We start from the raw sequence: 15,480 nt of genomic DNA, 5'->3' as shown, positions 1-15,480 counted from the left end.
ACCCATCCCGAACACGACCGTTAAGCCCTCCAGCGCCAATGGTACTTGGACCGCAGGGTCCTGGGAGAGTAGGACGTTGCCAGGCCGGACAACAGAGAAAGCACCCTCGCGGGTGCTTTTTTCGTGTTTAGTTGCAAAGTTAGTTATTACTTAGGTCTCCCCATATTTACTATTCTCTATAGCTATTCAAGGCCAAAAAAGTGCCTTGTACCGCTCCCTAAAAAAAGGAGACCTGAGTAATAACCAAAGTTACAACTAAACCATTGAGATTAGAGCAAATCCAAGCAAATAACAACGATATGCATTTATTTATGGGTGCTATTCGCTCGGCAAAACTCCGTTGAGTTGTCCAGATTCATCGTTAATACGTTAAGACGGTTCGCTTCGATAATCAGGATCGATCGGTAGCAGCAGGAATTGATTCTCTCTCATCTTTTGATGCTCTTCTTGCATTTCTTCGTCCTCGGACAGCTCGGCGGTAGCCGTTATTTTTTGTTCAAACTCATCATTTTCAGCCATTAGTAAGTCTCCTTTGCATGCTTCCATTACTACCCACTAATGATTTACATAAAAATCCTTCTTATTCCCCGCCCCGGGACTTTGCTTCTTCTTATTGTTATTTAGGCAGAAGTTGCCTATCATGAAGAAAGAAAAAGGAAAGGGGTTATTGGATATGCAAATCGATCTGAACAATAAAACAGCCCTAATCACCGGAGCGACAGGACAACTTGGTCGAGTGATGGCAAGAACGCTTGCGCAATGCGGGGCAAACGTAGCCATACATTACCGGAGCAACGAGAATCAAGCGATCGAGCTTCAGGATGAAATCCATTCCTATGGAAGCCGTGCCACGATCGTCCAAGCGGATATTACGAACTTGGACTCAATCCTGACGATGAAAAAGAAGATCGAGGAGCAATTGGGTTCGGTCGATATCGTTGTCGCAAATGCCGTCGTTCAATATCAATGGACGAGTATACTTGAGCAATCTCCGGAGGATTACGAGAGCCAGTTCGAATCCTGCGTCATGCAAAGCGTCTATTTAGCGAAAGCCTTCGCTCCTGCGATGATTAAGCAGAAGTGGGGAAGATTCGTTGGCATCAACACGGAATGCGTGATGCAGAATTTTCCGACTCAATCGGCATACGTTGCGGGCAAGAGAGGAATGGACGGCGTGTACCGTGTTCTAGCCAAGGAAATAGGCGAACACCAAATCACGGTTAACCAGGTTGCTCCAGGCTGGACGATTAGCGAGCGAGACCGGTTGAACAAGACGGAGCACAGCGAATCATACGAACAAACCGTTCCGCTTAAGCGCAGAGGAACCGATCAAGAGATTGCGAATGCTGTAGCCTTCTTGGCATCCGACCTGGCTAGCTTCATAACGGGAGCTTATATTCCGGTTAGCGGCGGTAACGTTATGCCTTCCATCTAACATTCTCCAGAAGGATCAAAATCATCCATGGACAAAGCAAGGCACAGCGGAATTAATTTAGACTTGAATAGCCAGATGGAAATACTCGTAAGCATCATTAGGAAGAATTCGATCGTAGAAACGGTTTTCCAACGGATTCATTCGCTTCCATTAGATCAATATTACGTAGGGGCCGGGTGTTTAACCCAAACGATATGGAATTACTTGAGCGGATACGACCTGCAAAACGGGATAAGCGACATAGATATCGTCTATTACGATCTTGATCTTGCTTACGAAAAAGAGAATGAGCTTATCGAACAAGCTAGACATTTATTTCGCGACTTCCCCATTCAGATAGACCTCAAAAATCAAGCAAGGGTCCATCTTTGGTACGAAGATCATTTCGGTTACCCCATTGAACCCTATCCATCGCTCCAAGCTGCCATTAATACGTGGCCGACGACGGCGACCGCTTTGGGAGTTAACAAAGATAGCTCATCGAAATGGAAGGTATACGCTCCGTTCGGTTTAAATGACTTGTTTGGAATGGTTGTTCGTCCCAACAAAACGTTAATTACCGAAGAGGTTTTCGTTAAAAAAGTGACGAGGTGGACCAAACATTGGCCTCAGCTTACCGTTATTCCGTGGAATACTTAATGTTGCATGAGCAATGCGCTTATAGGCGGTCCGGAGGCAACTCCGATAAATCGCATGCTGCTGTACAACGAGGTGACTGTGCCTCGTTGTTTTTTGTCTATGCCTTCCGTGATAAGCGCATGAAAGCTCGACAACGCCGCTCCGATTCCGGTTGAAGCGAAGGATAGCAGCAATACCACCCACCACGGTTGATCCCATTTAACAAAGCCAAGAGTAAACAAGACAGGTCAGTGATGTTTCACGGGGTGATCACCGGATAGAGCTTGCCTTTGTTGGCGAATGAGGCTTTGCCCGTTTCCTCCGACACGACGAGTACGATGGCATCGCTTAGCTCGGTCAGGCCAACGGCTGCCCTGTGGCGAGTGCCCGTTATTCGCTCATTGCCTTGAGCTAAAGTCAAAGGAAGAATGTTCTTCGCGGATACGATTTGATTGGCTTTGATGAGCACTGCTCCGTCGTGAAGCGGACTTCCCGGATAGAAGATGGACTCCAACAAAGTATGCGTAACCGGAGCGCCGACCGGGATCCCCGGTTGGAGAAACGAATCGAGCGGATCGGTTCGTTCCACGGCAATCAAAGCCCCATGCCGTCGGTCGGATAACGTCTGAATCGTAAGCGACAAATCCGTGTACCGCTCTATAAATGGAGATAGGTAGCAATTCAAGTAAAACGTTGCGGCAATGGATTCAATTTTAAGGAAGCCTTTTTTGACTTTCTCGAACTCGCCTAGTAAGCAATTTTCTTCATTGTCGATCGTTCTCTGGAGAACACCCAGCGTTGAAATCATCTCCTGGATATTTTCCTTGATCAATTTCTTCATGGGCGAGGAATCGCAATTCGCTGAGGTTGTCGTCATGGATCACTTCTCCTTGAACATCACTCTTCAATAGCATGCGGAGTAAAGCTTAACAGTATGCGAAGTAATCGGGAGGGGTTAGTAACCTTTAGGAAACTAACTCACCTCAGTTTCAGTTCTTATTATCTGCCTTGTTTTCCATTACAATAGAAGGGCAACCAAGCTGATGAAGGAGCGTGAAGATTCGATGGAACGAACGCAATTGGGCAAGACAGGCTTACGGGTAACCAAGCTAGGCTTCGGCGCGATGGAGATTCGCGGTCCTCGGGTATGGAATGGAAGACCCGTGACTGATTCGGAATCGGAGAAAATCTTGAACGCGGTTCTGGATTGCGGAATTAACTTCATAGATACAGCCTACGATTATGGGCGAAGCGAGGAATTAATCGGACGGTTCATCAGCCATCGCAGGCACGAGTACATACTCGCGACCAAATGCGGTTGCACGTTAGTCGACCATGGGGATCATGACGAAACGCCGCATGTATGGACGAGAGAGAATCTGCTGCACAACATCGATACGAGCTTAAGCCGAATGAAGACGGATTACATCGACCTTTTACAGCTCCATGGACCTACCGTTCAACAGACGGAAGAAGGGAGCCTCGTGGAAGTACTCAAGGAAATCCAGGCGACTGGCAAAGTCCGTTGGATCGGCATCTCGACTTATTTGCCTCATATTACGTCTTATATAGAGTCAGGAAATTACGATACGTTTCAGATTCCTTATTCCGCACTGGAGAGAGAGCATGAGAACTTGATTAGCACTGCCGGTGAGGAGGGCGCTGGGATCATTATTCGCGGCGGGGTCGGCCGAGGAGAGCCAGGAGCAGGATTGGGTCAGGCGGATCGCTGGAGCGCATGGGAAAAGGCGGGGTTTGACGAGCTTCTGGAGGAAGGAGAGAGCCGCACAGGGTTCCTGCTAAGATACACTCTCACTCATCCGCAAGTGTCCACTACGATCGTTGGAACGAAAAATCCAGATCACTTGGCGGAAAACGTGCGGTACGCACAAAAAGGAGTACTCTCGGATCAGATTTATGCCGAAGCTAAGAGTCGATTGGATTCCGTTGGTTGCTTGCCCGTTGTTTAATATCATTAATTAATTGAAGGCAGGAGGTATTCCATTGAATTATAGAACGCTCGGCAAGACAGGGCTGAAGGTGTCCGAAATTGGTTACGGAGCATGGGGAATCGGAAAATCCGCTTGGATCGGCGCTTCGGACGAGGAATCCATTAAAGCTTTGAACCGCTCCATTGAATTAGGCCTTAACTTCATTGATACCGCAATAGGTTATGGGGATGGTCATAGCGAAAGATTGGTCGGACAAGTCGATAGGAAGCGTTCGGATAAAATTTACGTGGCGACCAAGATTCCTCCGAAGAACTATCAGTGGCCGGCGCGCTCAGGCGTACGCGCCGAAGAAACATTCCCGGCCGAACACGTCATTAAGAGCACCGAGCAAAGCTTAACCAATCTTGGCTTAGATTCGATTGACGTTCAGCAATTTCATGTGTGGTCCGACGAATGGATAGATCAAGGAGATTGGATGGAAGGAATTCGCAAGCTTAAGGAGCAGGGAAAGATCGGTCATTTCGGAGTGTCGATCAACGACTATCAGCCGGCGAATGCGATCAAATTGATCGAAACCGGACTTGTCGATACCGTACAAGTCATCTATAACATCTTCGAGCAAAGCCCCGAGGATGAGTTGCTTGCCGCCTGTCAGAAGCACAATGTCGGAGTCATCGTCCGCGTCGCGTTGGATGAAGGCGGATTAACGGGAACGATTACTCCGGATACGAAATTCACGGAAGGAGACTTCCGAGAAGGTTATTTCCGCGGAGATCGCAAGCAGGAAGTATTCGATAGGGTAAACCGAATTACGTCGGATCTTGGGATCGCTAACGAGCAAATGGCCGAGACCGCGCTGCGTTACGTGTTAAGCCACCCTGCGGTATCGACCGTCATTCCCGGCATGCGTTCGGTTCGTAACGTTGAGCGGAACATGAAGGTGGGAGATGGTCTTGGACTCCCGCAAGATCAAGTTCAGAAGCTGAAGGCGCACCGATGGATTCGGAATTTTTACGGAGCTTAATTATGCAGAATACGAGTCATGGACACCTAGCCGGTCAACCGGTTAGGTGTTCTTTTTGATGGTGTAGAAAGGGATTGCGGACAGATTGACGAATAGGAAGGTTAAAGCAAGTTAGGGGTCCCTTCATGACTCGCCAAGAGGTTAGTAAGTTATATGGACTTGGCACCGATAAGACGGTAGGTTGCTTTGGCTGTGAAATGAACTTCATATTCCCCAAGTTGAAATTATTCGGTCGATATTTGGAAACGCTCGATAAATCCCCTAAAGTCAAAGGATAACAACGGCCGACCCGTCTAACACTGTATTCGATGTCGGGATTGGGGATTCATTCGAACAAGCTGAACAGTTCTTGAGAACAAGGGGTTTAGCAAACAAGGTTCAGGCCAGTATTACATGAAAGGCCTTTATTACATACAACTTTGGAGTGATGGAAACATCAATCATTATGATAAACTTAAACTTGATCCTAGTGAGCGAGACAACATCATAAGAAGCATCACGAATAGTTACAGGGTAGTGAATGAAGAGGAGCTTCAATACAATAAAATCTTGTTAGTCAGAGAACGTATAGACGGTGCATGGTCATTGCCAGGGGGATGGGCGGAAGAGTCGGGATTGGATGTCCGCCCCGTGCGGCTCTTAGGCATACTTGACAAGAAATTTCATGATCATCCACCGGAGTCGTGGCATATCTACAAGGTGTTTATCCTATGCGAGATTATTGGCGGCGTAAAAGGGGCGGGGCTTGAGACTTCAGAGGTTGGTTTTTTCACTGAGGATCATTTGCCAACCTTATCCACCGAACGGAATACGGAAAAACAGATACAGAGGTTGTTCGAAATGATCAGAAACGACGATAGGGAAGTCATGCTGGATTAATTGCCAATTGGAGAGGAGTTCTGCGATTATGAATGTTGAGGACAAGCTTGACGCCGACTCGCAATTCCATCAGGAGCTATTCCGGCAAATCAGGGAGTTATCAATGTCATTCCCGGATACCAGCGAACAAGTGAGCCATGGAGCTCCGACCTTTTTCTACAAAGACAAGAAGATGTTCGTTCAATACCGCTCCAACCATCATGGCGATGAAAGGATCGCGCTTTGGTGCGCGTCTACGGCGGATATTCAATCTACGCTCGCTCAATCCAATCCGAATATCTACTTTTTACCGCCTTATGTCGCTCACTTAGGGTGGATCGGTTTGCGATTGGATCGTAAAGCGGATTGGGGCGAAATTCAAAGTATAATAAGCGATGCTTATCTTTCCAAAGCTCGACCAAAACGAAAGTAGGAGTCGCTAAAGTATGTTTGAGCAGGACTACCGGGTATGTTTTCCTAAGGAAAGAATATATATCTCGAGAAATCACCAATGGGCTTTCGCGGCTTGGGCGATGGGGAAGAGCACCGGACTACTGGGTGAAAAGACGACATTGCTGCACGTCGATGCGCATTTGGATGATACTTGGGATGGCGTTGTCGTCGAAGGCTTGCATGGGATGAAGGGTAACTCGGATTACCTGGATGTCGCCGGCAAGCTTGAGATCGATAATTTCATATGGGCTGGATTTGCCGCGCAAACCATCGACTATATCGTATATGTCTGTCCCAAGCACGTGGATGAATCCGACCCTTTTGACCTTACTGGCTGGAACCTCGAAGGAGAGCAGCTAAAGCCGATTAGAGAGATTCTTAAGCAGAGAGAATACAAAGGCTCTAGATATGAGTGCGTCCAGCATCTCAGGGAACATCTTTCCGCATCATCAGATAGGATTAACCAGGTGCTAAATTATCCAAACTCCGTCATTCTGGATCTGGACTTGGATGTGTTCAAATTGAATTTGAGCGATCCATTGAATCTTGAGCTTAAGCCGGATGATCAGATAAGGGATGAGCTTTCTTTTCTGAGAGACCTTTATCCTTACGATATGATTACCGTCGCGTTATCTCCTGCCTTCTGCGGGGGAGAAAACAACTGCGAGAGACTTTATCGGCTGTTCCTTGAAGGTTTTGAACTTGAGCTTTCCAAAGCCGAGACTTGGTGATGTCATGCAGCAACTTCCATGTAAGCGAGGGATCAAGATGGATGATCGTCTTATGTTACGCGACGGGCTATCGATTATCTCCTCCTGCAGAAGCAGGATTGGCGATATTTGGCATGCGCATATTGGCGCGGCGGCGATAGCTTGCGTCTTTACGGTTAAAGAGAATCGGTTGTCCGACGAAGTAACTAATAGTATGATGGAGCAAGCTGCACTAATGGTAGACAAACAGCGATTAACCGAGAAAATAGAGACGCTCCCGATGCGGAGCAGGTTATTATTGAGTCGTTAGAATTATCGATCGATAAGCTTCACTGGGTGAACTAAAAGCAGCCACATTCAAGAAGTTCAGCCAAATTATCGGTCATTGCGAGACCTAAGGGATTTATTTGGAGGTTACTATCCGTCATGTCAGCATGGATTAAAGGATTGATCATTGGAGTATCGATTGCAGCTCCGGTGGGACCGATTGGTCTTCTATGCATTCGCAAAACACTGAATCAAGGAAGAAGATTCGGCTTCGTTTCGGGAATGGGAGCAGCTACGGCAGATGCTTGTTACGGGTTAGTGGCAGCATTGGGACTTACGGTCATCGCCCAATTTCTAACGGATCAAGCGATATGGCTCAATATTATTGGATCCGCATTCCTGTTCTATTTGGCCTATACAACAGCAAGTGCTCCCGTATCCGATCAAGATCGACTAAATCAGTCTAGCAAAGGTTATTGGAGTACCTACGGAACAACGTTGTTCTTGACGTTGACTAATCCGCTGACGATTATTTCTTTCGCAGGCATTTTCGCCGGAATGAACATCAGCAAAGGCACGGATGCGTCTCTATGGTTAGTTCTTGGAGTGTTCATGGGTTCCGCGTTATGGTGGGTACTTTTAAGTGTAATTGTGGGATTATTGAAACGAATGATCAACCTGACGGCATTAAAATGGATTAATTACGTTTCTGCACTCGAATTGTTGGGATTCGGGTTATACAGCCTTTATCAATTCGGTATCGGTATAGGAGGTAAATAATGAAAATCTTGATTCTCGGCGGAACCGTATTTCTTGGGTATCATCTCGTAGAGAGCGCAACGAAAGCAGGACACGACGTAACGATATTCTCCAGAGGGAAAACGAATTCGGATTTGATTCCTGAGGTAAAAAAGTTAGTTGGTGATAGGGATGGAAATTTGGATTCCTTAGCAGGCAGGCGTTGGGATGCCGTCATCGATACTTCGGGTTACGTGCCCAGAATCGTTCGCGATTCCGTTAACCTGTTGGCGGATTCGACTGAACATTATACTTTTATCTCCAGCATATCCGTCTATCGGGATTTCCTGGTACCTGCGGCAGATGAGAATACTCCCGTCGGTCAATTGGAGGATCCTTCGACCGAGGACGTAAAAGCCGCTTACGGTCAGTTAAAAGCATTATGCGAACAAGTGGTGGAAGAAGGGATGCCAGGACGAGCTCTTATTATTCGACCGGGCTTAATCGTAGGACCGAGGGATCCAACCGATCGGTTCACTTATTGGCCGTCGCGGATTAGCAGAGGAGGACCTGTACTTGCTCCAGGCAACCAGGATGCTTCCGTCCAGTTTATCGATGCGCGAGACTTGGCGGATTGGACGATTAGAATGGTCGAAGAACGGCATACCGGCGTCTTTAACGCTACCGGACCAGCCGAACCTCTGTCGATGCAATCTTTCCTGGAACATTGTATTAATGCCGTGGGCAGCGATGCGGACCTCAAATGGGTCAGCAATGAGTTCTTGCTTCAACAAGGTGCCGGTCCGTGGATAGAATTGCCCTTGTGGATTCCGGGAGTGGGCGATACGGAGCAAGCACGACATATGTTATCCGTTAATATCGATAAAGCGATCGCTAGCGGGCTGACCTTTCGGCCCTTGAGAGATACGATTCTTAATACATTAGAATGGGATTCCTCAAGGGGAAATATCGATCGTAGGGCGGGCATGGATGCCGTGAAAGAAGAACAACTTCTTAAGGCGTGGAAATGACAAGGATAAGTATCAAGCGGAGGTACAGTAAATGCAACAGCAATCGTACGAAATCGTTCATGCCGCTAAGGAAGATTTAAATGATATCGTTGAAATCTACAACACGACGATCGATAGTCGAATGGTCACTGCGGATTTGGAACCCGTTACGGTCGAGAGCCGAGTGAAATGGTTCGAAGAGCATTCCGAACACCACAGACCGCTGTGGGTTATGAAGGTAGATGGTCAGATTATCGCATGGTTGAGCTTCTCATCCTTTCACAGCCGCGCTGCTTACGATGCGACTGCCGAGATCAGTATCTATATTTCGCCTACTCATCGTTCCCGGGGTATCGGAAGCATTTTTCTACAGAAAGCAATTGAAGAATGCCCGCGCCTACATATCCGCAATATCGTAGCGCTTGTGTTCGGTCACAACGAACCGAGCTTGGCTCTGCTAAGGAAGTTCGGTTTCGAGCAATGGGGACTGCTTCCGGGAGTGGCTAATCTAGACGGTATCGACAGAAATCTCGTGATGATGGGTATGAAAATATAGAGAATTTGCACTTGGAGGTGAGTGAATGGTTCCGAATCGCGTGAGTCTAGTCACCATCGGGGCAGTAAATTTGCCTGAGCTGCGCAAGTTTTATCAGAAATTAGGCTGGAGCGAAACAGCCATAAGTTCTGACTCTTATTGCGTGTTCGAGACGGCGGGAGTGCTATTGTCGCTCTATCCCTTGCAGGAGTTGGCTAATGACTCGGGAATTGATTTTACGGCGAGTAAAGATGTAGTTAGCAGGATTACGTTAGCCATTAATGTAGATAACCCCGAACAAGTGGATCTAACGGCAACGGAAGTTCGGACGGCTGGCGGCAGAATAGTCCGTGAGCCAAGCAATGCGAGCTGGGGCGGGAGAATCGCTTATTTTCTGGATCCGGAGAACAATCTGTGGGAGATCGCTTGGAATCCGACGGCGATATTCGACGAGCGTGGAGCAATGATTACTTTCTGAAGAGGGGATGCTCTATGAAAGCGAAATTGCCTTTGCTATTGCTTGGGTGTTTCATGATTTCATTGTTGTCATCGCCGGAGCGCGCATATGCTTGTAGCTGTGAAGAACAAGGCGTTGAGCAAAGGTATGAGGAAGCAAGCGTAGTTTTTATGGGGACGGTAAAGGAAACCGATAGGGAAGGCGGCAACCTTTTCGAGGTGGAACGAACATGGAAAGGCAAGCTTAAGGACTCGTACGTATACGGCGGCTCGGATGGCATGTGCGGTATGAGCTTTAAGAAAGGCGTCAAGTACCTTGTTTTCACCTATCCGGTTAAGGGCGTAGAAAACACTGGACTCTGTAGCGGCAATCATATTGCATCGGATGTTGACGCAGACATCAAGATCCTCAATAGACTCGCCAAAACATCAGCTGCCGACCCGGTATCTTCCTATATCGGATTAGGAGCTATTATCATCGTATTTCTTGGAATAATCATGGTCATCAGCAAGAAGAGGGGACAGAACAAATGATCTTACTAATCGTTATTATTATTGTTGTCGGATTGGCAGGGATCATCGGCAATCAATATTCCGGATTGCAGAGAATGAACCAAATGCAGAAGACTTTAGATGAAATCAAAGCTTCTTTGCAAGAAAAGGGACAATAGTAAAAAGGGACCGCTCCGCAAGTCGATGACTTGAAGGGCCGTCCCTTATGCAATTTCTAGAACACTTTAGTCGTCCAAGCTTCGCAGTTCCAAACCTCGGTCGCCACTTCACGGTAAAATTCCGGCTCATGGCTTATAAGCAATATGCTACCTTTGTAAGCTTGAAGAGCGCGTTTCAATTCATCCTTCGCATCCACGTCCAGATGGTTGGTCGGTTCATCGAGCACGAGCAGGTTCGTTTCCTTGTTGATTAAGTTACACAAGCGAACCTTGGCTTTCTCGCCACCGCTCAGGACGGATATCTTGCTCTCGATATGTTTGGTCGTAAGACCGCACTTCGCAAGAGCCGCTCGCACTTCGAATTGGGTCATGGAAGGGAAGTTCTTCCACACGGCTTCGATGCACGTCTCATCGGTTCCGCCTTTGATCTCCTGTTCGAAGTATCCGACGTACATATTATCGCCCTGTTTAACCGTACCGGAGAGGGGAGGGATTTCGCCTAGCAAGCTGCGCAGCAGCGTTGTTTTCCCGATCCCGTTCGCGCCGACGATCGCGATCTTCTGTCCGCGTTCCATAAGAAGATCGATGTCTCGGCATAAGGGTTCTTCATAACCGATGACTAAGTTTTTGGCTTCGAAGATCAGTCGGCCCGATGTACGGGCTTCCTTGAAACGGAATTCCGGCTTCGGCTTCTCTCTCGCCAACTCGATGACATCCATGTTGTCCAATTTTTTCTGGCGGGACATCGCCATATTGCGGGTGGAGACGCGAGCCTTGTTGCGGGCTACGAAATCTTTAAGATCTTCGATCTCTTGCTGCTGGCGCTTGAACGCGGATTCCAGCTGCTGCTTCTTAGCCTCGTGCAGATGCAAGAAATTGTCGTAATCGCCAACATAACGGTTCAGTTCCTGGTTGCCCATATGATAAATGAGGTTAATGACGCTGTTCAAGAACGGAATATCATGAGAGACGAGGATGAACGCATTCTCGTACTCCTGCAGGTAACGCTTCAACCATTCGATATGTTGCTCATCCAAGTAGTTCGTCGGCTCATCGAGAAGTAGAATGTCAGGTTTCTCGAGCAACAGCTTGGCCAACAGCACCTTCGTGCGTTGTCCTCCGCTCAGGTCATGCACGTCCCGGTCTAGACCGATGTCTCCCAGTCCGAGCCCGCGGGCGATTTCCTCTACCTTGGCATCGATCAGGTAGAAGTCATTCGTCGTTAACGTGTCCTGAATAGTGCCGACTTCCTCCAGTAACTGCTCCAGTTCCTCCGGAGTAGCCGTGCCCATCTTGTCGTACATTTCGTTCATCTCGGCTTCGAGATCCATGAGATACTGGAAGGCGCCGCGAAGCACGTCGCGAATCGTCATTCCTTTATGCAAGACGGAGTGCTGGTCGAGGTAGCCGACACGCACTTTCTTGGACCATTCAACTTTACCCGCATCCGGCTCCAAGCTTCCCGTAATGATGTTCATGAACGTGGACTTTCCTTCGCCGTTGGCGCCGATTAATCCGACATGTTCGCCTTTCAGCAAACGGAAGGAAACGTCATTGAATATGGCACGGTCGCCAAACCCGTGAGTTAAATTTTTAACCGTTAGAATACTCATGATTAGACACCTTTTTCTCGATAGCTCGAATTATGCGCACTATTTTTTATTATAAGCTTCGAGGAGGCTAAAACTCAATGATAATGTCGTCCGAATGATGAAGTAGACCTTGGAATTAAGGGATTGTATAATCATGGAAGAGCATGCAAGAGGATTTCGACTGGAGGCATTATCATTGAGTAAATATTGGAGCGATCTAACCGCTTCTCTCGTCCCTTACGTACCGGGGGAACAACCGAAAGGCCAACAATATATCAAGCTGAACACGAACGAAAGCCCTTACCCGCCATCGCCGAAGGTTCTAGAAGCTATCCATGTTGCGACGAACGCCGATCTGCGATTATACCCTGATCCGACTTGCGACAAGCTCAGAGAGACAATCGCGCAATATTACGGATTAACCAAAGATCGCGTCTTCGTCGGCAACGGATCGGACGAAATATTGGCCTTCGCGTTCCCGGCGTTCTTCTCGGCGGATAAGACGATACTCTTTCCCGACGTTACCTACACGTTCTATCCTGTATACGCGAAGCTTTACGGGCTTCGTTTCAACACGGTCCCGACGGACGAAGAGTTCAGAATCAATGAGGAACTTTACCTCGTCCCTAACGGGGGTATCATTCTACCGAATCCGAACGCGCCGACTGCCAGGTTCATGCTTGTTGAACAATTAAGCCGTATCCTTCAAGCGAATCGGGACCAAGTCGTCATCGTAGATGAAGCTTATATCGACTTCGGTGGAGATTCCGTTGTACCGTTCGTAAAGGAGTACCCCAACCTATTAGTTGTACAGACGTTATCCAAGTCCCGTTCGCTCGCCGGACTTCGCGTGGGGATGGCGATGGGGCATCCTGACTTGATAGAGGGGTTAAACAGGATCAAGAATTCCTTCAATTCCTATACGTTAGATCGCTTGGCGATGGCTGGCGCGATCGCCTCCATTGAGGATCAGGCTTACTTCGAGGAGACGAACCGCAAGGTCGTTGCCACGAGGGAGCGGATAAGCGAAGCGTTGAAACCGTTAGGCTTTCATGTTATCGAATCCAAGGCGAACTTCCTATTCATCACCCATCCTCGGAAGGACGCCCAGCAGATATTCAACGAATTGAAGAACAGGGGAATTCTCGTACGTTATTTCAACAAACCGAGAATCGATCAATTTCTGCGAGTCAGTATTGGAACCGATGAGGAAATGGATCGGTTCATAGCGGAATTAGCTATGATAATAGGCTAAACAGTAAAGGGGATGGCAATATGTCCAGCTCTTCAGATCGGTGGCCGAAGTGGGCGGTGGAGGAAGTCCGGCTCGCGGAAACGAATCCCAGATGGCTTGCAGCCGGAGAGCACCTAACCGAGCTGCTTGAGAAACGGTTGCAGCCAATCGGCGTAACAAACGTCGAGCACATCGGAAGCACTGCGATTCCGGGCTTGCCCGCCAAGCCCATCCTTGACATCATGGCACTGGTACCGTCGTATGACAGCCTGCATCGGATCGTCGAGACTTTATCGCCCGAAGGCTGGAATTACGTACCACCCGAGCTTGACCTGCGTCCTTTCCGCAGATTTTTCGTGCAAGTGGACAACGACAAGAGAGTGGCTCATCTTCATCTCTTCTTGATTGGCGAGCCGCGCTATGAAGAGCAACTCATTTTCAGAGATGCATTGCTTGACCGTAGAGATTGGGCTATGGCTTATGGACAGTTAAAAGTAGAGCTTGCTGAGAGATATCGGCATGACCGGGAAGCTTATACGCGCGCCAAGGAACATTTCATCGAAAAAATACTACTAGATAGGAAAGTCAAGGTGACGAGGTATATGACTCCCGATTTAAGATTTCCTATTGGCCAATTCGAACATGAAGGCCAGGTTTCCGCACAGCAAAGACGCGATTGGATTTCGGATATCGCGAGTCTTCCGACGAAGCTTGCCGCAGCGGTTGAAGGGCTCGGCAGGGACCAACTAGATACGCCTTATAGACCGGATGGTTGGACGATCAGGCAAGTGACGCACCACATCGCGGACAGCCACCTGACCTGCTTTACTCGGTTCAAGCTAGCGCTAACGGAGGAGCAGCCTGCGATCAGGCCGTATTACGAGGACCGCTGGGCGTTGCTTGCGGATACCGCAAAAGCTCCCATCGAATTATCCCTGACCCTAGTCGCGGCGCTTCATGAACGTTGGGTATTTTTGCTGCGCTCCATGTCGGAGGAAGACTACGCAAGAACGTTCTACCATCCCGAGTCGAAGAAGGTGTTTCGTTTAGACACCGTACTCGGTTCGTATTCATGGCACGGCCGTCATCACGTGGCTCACATCACATTTTTGCGAGAGAGAATGGGCTGGTAACTGCTGGAGTAATCCACAAGACGCAACAAAAAAGCTCCTTAAGAAGGAGCCGCTTAATTTATGTATAGAAAGAATTTGCTTACTTTATGAATTTGTAGCCCACTCCCCAAACCGTCTTAATGAATTTTGGTTCTTTCGGATTTTTCTCCAGCTTGCGCCTTAGGTTAGTGACATGAACATCGATAGCTCTATCGTTAATGAAGGAGTCAATGCCGCGCACTGCGTTTATGAGTTCTTCGCGACTGAATACGCGATTAGGATGCTGATAGAATAACTTCATGATTTCGTATTCGGAGAAGGTCGTTTCGATTTGCTCGCCATCAAGAACGATAGTCCTGCGTTCAAGATTCAATGTTAAGCCTTGCTGAGATTCTGACTCGACCGAAGCAGAAGGAGAAGAAGGATGTGCAATTACCGGTCTCGGGCTAGCCACACGCCTTAGTACGGCATCCATGCGTACCTTAAGTTCTTGCATACTGAAGGGCTTAACCAGAAAATCATCCGCTCCCGAGCTTATGGCTTGGATCCTCACGGTTACGGACGGCTTCATAGAGATCACGATAATGGGAATCGCGGTGAGTTGCCGAAATTCGGAGCAGAGCTCGGTTCCTTGCGCATCCGGGAGCATTAAGTCAAGCAATAATATATCCGGGTTAAAAGTACCCAAGGCGAACTTGCCCTCACGAGCAGATTCAACCCGCTGTACTTCGAAATTCTCTTCCGTGAGATAGAGGGTGAGCATTTCTCCGATGATAGGATCATCTTCAATAACAAGTACTCTCGTCAATTTATTC

General features: G+C 48.1%; 21 protein-coding genes, 1 rRNA gene and 1 pseudogene. 18 read left to right on the top strand and 5 right to left on the bottom strand.

Translation table 11 applies throughout. The features are described from left to right. Positions 1-85: ribosomal RNA gene (gene rrf / locus E2980_RS21800) — 5S ribosomal RNA — on the top strand; the annotation flags it as partial. A 284-nt stretch (positions 86-369) separates the two neighbouring features. Here the strand turns inward: rrf and E2980_RS24385 are convergent. Beyond that, entirely contained in the window at positions 370-519 is a 150-nt protein-coding gene (locus E2980_RS24385; RefSeq protein WP_167747218.1) for a hypothetical protein, read from the bottom strand. Between the two features lie 154 nt (positions 520-673). On the opposite strand from E2980_RS24385, the gene E2980_RS21795 reads away from it, so the two are divergent. Together E2980_RS21795 and E2980_RS21790 are read left to right on the top strand one after the other, a co-directional pair. Continuing rightward, positions 674-1,435, top strand: a complete 762-nt coding sequence (locus tag E2980_RS21795) for an SDR family NAD(P)-dependent oxidoreductase (RefSeq protein ID WP_135154342.1) — start codon at positions 674-676, stop codon at positions 1,433-1,435. Positions 1,436-1,462: 27 nt separating this feature from the next. After that, positions 1,463-2,074: a nucleotidyltransferase family protein gene (locus E2980_RS21790; RefSeq protein WP_135154338.1), complete on the top strand. Its 612-nt coding sequence runs from the start codon at positions 1,463-1,465 to the stop codon at positions 2,072-2,074. On the opposite strand, the gene E2980_RS21785 is transcribed toward E2980_RS21790, so the two are convergent. Both E2980_RS21785 and cdaS read right to left on the bottom strand, forming a co-directional pair. After that, positions 2,071-2,295, bottom strand: a complete 225-nt coding sequence (locus tag E2980_RS21785; protein ID WP_135154337.1) for an MFS transporter — start codon at positions 2,293-2,295, stop codon at positions 2,071-2,073. The genes E2980_RS21790 and E2980_RS21785 overlap by 4 nt on opposite strands. A gap of 17 nt (positions 2,296-2,312) precedes the next feature. Continuing rightward, entirely contained in the window at positions 2,313-2,930 is a 618-nt protein-coding gene (gene cdaS / locus E2980_RS21780) for a sporulation-specific diadenylate cyclase CdaS (protein ID WP_135154336.1), read from the bottom strand. Positions 2,931-3,096: 166 nt separating this feature from the next. Here cdaS and E2980_RS21775 point away from each other — a divergent pair, with 166 nt between their 5' ends. The 12 genes from E2980_RS21775 (at position 3,097) to E2980_RS24380 (ending at position 10,727) form a co-directional block, all read left to right on the top strand. After that, on the top strand, positions 3,097-4,023 hold the full coding sequence (locus E2980_RS21775) for an aldo/keto reductase (protein WP_240703135.1): 927 nt from the start codon (positions 3,097-3,099) through the stop codon (positions 4,021-4,023). Positions 4,024-4,057: 34 nt separating this feature from the next. Further along, positions 4,058-5,029 carry an aldo/keto reductase gene (locus tag E2980_RS21770; RefSeq protein WP_135154335.1) on the top strand — a complete coding sequence of 324 codons (972 nt, stop codon included), beginning with the start codon at positions 4,058-4,060 and terminating at the stop codon, positions 5,027-5,029. Between the two features lie 585 nt (positions 5,030-5,614). Next, a complete protein-coding gene (locus tag E2980_RS21765) occupies positions 5,615-5,908 on the top strand; it encodes an NUDIX hydrolase (protein WP_205700012.1) in 294 nt (97 codons plus the stop codon). A 28-nt stretch (positions 5,909-5,936) separates the two neighbouring features. Then, positions 5,937-6,320 carry an MmcQ/YjbR family DNA-binding protein gene (locus tag E2980_RS21760; RefSeq protein WP_135154334.1) on the top strand — a complete coding sequence of 128 codons (384 nt, stop codon included), beginning with the start codon at positions 5,937-5,939 and terminating at the stop codon, positions 6,318-6,320. A 13-nt stretch (positions 6,321-6,333) separates the two neighbouring features. Continuing rightward, positions 6,334-7,071: a peptide arginase family protein gene (locus E2980_RS21755; protein ID WP_135154333.1), complete on the top strand. Its 738-nt coding sequence runs from the start codon at positions 6,334-6,336 to the stop codon at positions 7,069-7,071. Between the two features lie 37 nt (positions 7,072-7,108). Further along, a complete protein-coding gene (locus E2980_RS21750) occupies positions 7,109-7,360 on the top strand; it encodes a hypothetical protein (RefSeq protein WP_135154332.1) in 252 nt (83 codons plus the stop codon). Between the two features lie 116 nt (positions 7,361-7,476). After that, positions 7,477-8,097: a LysE family translocator gene (locus E2980_RS21745; RefSeq protein ID WP_135154331.1), complete on the top strand. Its 621-nt coding sequence runs from the start codon at positions 7,477-7,479 to the stop codon at positions 8,095-8,097. Then, on the top strand, positions 8,097-9,086 hold the full coding sequence (locus E2980_RS21740; protein ID WP_135154330.1) for an SDR family oxidoreductase: 990 nt from the start codon (positions 8,097-8,099) through the stop codon (positions 9,084-9,086). The genes E2980_RS21745 and E2980_RS21740 overlap by 1 nt, the downstream gene beginning before the upstream one ends. 31 nt (positions 9,087-9,117) lie before the next feature. Next, positions 9,118-9,621, top strand: a complete 504-nt coding sequence (locus E2980_RS21735) for a GNAT family N-acetyltransferase (RefSeq protein WP_135154329.1) — start codon at positions 9,118-9,120, stop codon at positions 9,619-9,621. A 25-nt stretch (positions 9,622-9,646) separates the two neighbouring features. Further along, the gene (locus E2980_RS21730) at positions 9,647-10,078 is read left to right on the top strand and encodes a VOC family protein (protein WP_135154328.1); all 432 of its coding nucleotides are present in this window, start codon (positions 9,647-9,649) and stop codon (positions 10,076-10,078) included. A 14-nt stretch (positions 10,079-10,092) separates the two neighbouring features. Beyond that, on the top strand, positions 10,093-10,590 hold the full coding sequence (locus tag E2980_RS21725) for a hypothetical protein (protein ID WP_135154327.1): 498 nt from the start codon (positions 10,093-10,095) through the stop codon (positions 10,588-10,590). Continuing rightward, positions 10,587-10,727: a hypothetical protein gene (locus E2980_RS24380; protein WP_167747217.1), complete on the top strand. Its 141-nt coding sequence runs from the start codon at positions 10,587-10,589 to the stop codon at positions 10,725-10,727. Before E2980_RS21725 ends, E2980_RS24380 begins: the two co-directional genes overlap by 4 nt. Positions 10,728-10,783: 56 nt before the next feature. Here E2980_RS24380 and E2980_RS21720 read toward each other — a convergent pair whose 3' ends face one another. Then, positions 10,784-12,340: an ABC-F family ATP-binding cassette domain-containing protein gene (locus E2980_RS21720; RefSeq protein ID WP_135154326.1), complete on the bottom strand. Its 1,557-nt coding sequence runs from the start codon at positions 12,338-12,340 to the stop codon at positions 10,784-10,786. 175 nt (positions 12,341-12,515) lie between these two features. Between E2980_RS21720 and hisC the strand changes: the two genes are divergently transcribed. The 3 genes and pseudogenes from hisC to E2980_RS21705 all read left to right on the top strand — a co-directional run bounded on the left by hisC (position 12,516) and on the right by E2980_RS21705 (position 14,686). Beyond that, positions 12,516-13,574 carry a histidinol-phosphate transaminase gene (gene hisC / locus E2980_RS21715; RefSeq protein WP_135154325.1) on the top strand — a complete coding sequence of 353 codons (1,059 nt, stop codon included), beginning with the start codon at positions 12,516-12,518 and terminating at the stop codon, positions 13,572-13,574. A gap of 20 nt (positions 13,575-13,594) precedes the next feature. Continuing rightward, positions 13,595-14,113: pseudogene (locus E2980_RS21710) on the top strand (GrpB family protein); the annotation flags it as partial. 42 nt (positions 14,114-14,155) lie between these two features. Continuing rightward, positions 14,156-14,686 (top strand): YfiT family bacillithiol transferase, encoded by a 531-nt coding sequence (locus E2980_RS21705; protein WP_135154340.1) that lies wholly within the window; start codon positions 14,156-14,158, stop codon positions 14,684-14,686. A gap of 79 nt (positions 14,687-14,765) precedes the next feature. On the opposite strand, the gene E2980_RS21700 is transcribed toward E2980_RS21705, so the two are convergent. Beyond that, a complete protein-coding gene (locus E2980_RS21700; RefSeq protein ID WP_135154324.1) occupies positions 14,766-15,473 on the bottom strand; it encodes a response regulator transcription factor in 708 nt (235 codons plus the stop codon). Positions 15,474-15,480 lie beyond the last annotated feature (7 nt).

It is taken from the genome of Cohnella luojiensis, from assembly GCF_004564235.1.
Taxonomy (GTDB): domain Bacteria; phylum Bacillota; class Bacilli; order Paenibacillales; family Paenibacillaceae; genus Cohnella; species Cohnella luojiensis.
Note: the sequence above shows the minus strand (reverse complement) of the source record. Positions and strands in the feature narration are given on the sequence as shown.

Coding starts and splice junctions, on each gene's coding strand:
- E2980_RS24385 (WP_167747218.1), bottom strand. CDS start 519: ATGGCTGAAAATGATGAGTTTGAACAAAAAATAACGGCTACCGCCGAG.
- E2980_RS21795 (WP_135154342.1), top strand. CDS start 674: ATGCAAATCGATCTGAACAATAAAACAGCCCTAATCACCGGAGCGACA.
- E2980_RS21790 (WP_135154338.1), top strand. CDS start 1,463: ATGGACAAAGCAAGGCACAGCGGAATTAATTTAGACTTGAATAGCCAG.
- cdaS (WP_135154336.1), bottom strand. CDS start 2,930: ATGACGACAACCTCAGCGAATTGCGATTCCTCGCCCATGAAGAAATTG.
- E2980_RS21775 (WP_240703135.1), top strand. CDS start 3,097: ATGAAGGAGCGTGAAGATTCGATGGAACGAACGCAATTGGGCAAGACA.
- E2980_RS21760 (WP_135154334.1), top strand. CDS start 5,937: ATGAATGTTGAGGACAAGCTTGACGCCGACTCGCAATTCCATCAGGAG.
- E2980_RS21755 (WP_135154333.1), top strand. CDS start 6,334: ATGTTTGAGCAGGACTACCGGGTATGTTTTCCTAAGGAAAGAATATAT.
- E2980_RS21750 (WP_135154332.1), top strand. CDS start 7,109: ATGGATGATCGTCTTATGTTACGCGACGGGCTATCGATTATCTCCTCC.
- E2980_RS21745 (WP_135154331.1), top strand. CDS start 7,477: ATGTCAGCATGGATTAAAGGATTGATCATTGGAGTATCGATTGCAGCT.
- E2980_RS21740 (WP_135154330.1), top strand. CDS start 8,097: ATGAAAATCTTGATTCTCGGCGGAACCGTATTTCTTGGGTATCATCTC.
- E2980_RS21735 (WP_135154329.1), top strand. CDS start 9,118: ATGCAACAGCAATCGTACGAAATCGTTCATGCCGCTAAGGAAGATTTA.
- E2980_RS21730 (WP_135154328.1), top strand. CDS start 9,647: ATGGTTCCGAATCGCGTGAGTCTAGTCACCATCGGGGCAGTAAATTTG.
- E2980_RS21725 (WP_135154327.1), top strand. CDS start 10,093: ATGAAAGCGAAATTGCCTTTGCTATTGCTTGGGTGTTTCATGATTTCA.
- E2980_RS24380 (WP_167747217.1), top strand. CDS start 10,587: ATGATCTTACTAATCGTTATTATTATTGTTGTCGGATTGGCAGGGATC.
- E2980_RS21720 (WP_135154326.1), bottom strand. CDS start 12,340: ATGAGTATTCTAACGGTTAAAAATTTAACTCACGGGTTTGGCGACCGT.
- E2980_RS21705 (WP_135154340.1), top strand. CDS start 14,156: ATGACTCCCGATTTAAGATTTCCTATTGGCCAATTCGAACATGAAGGC.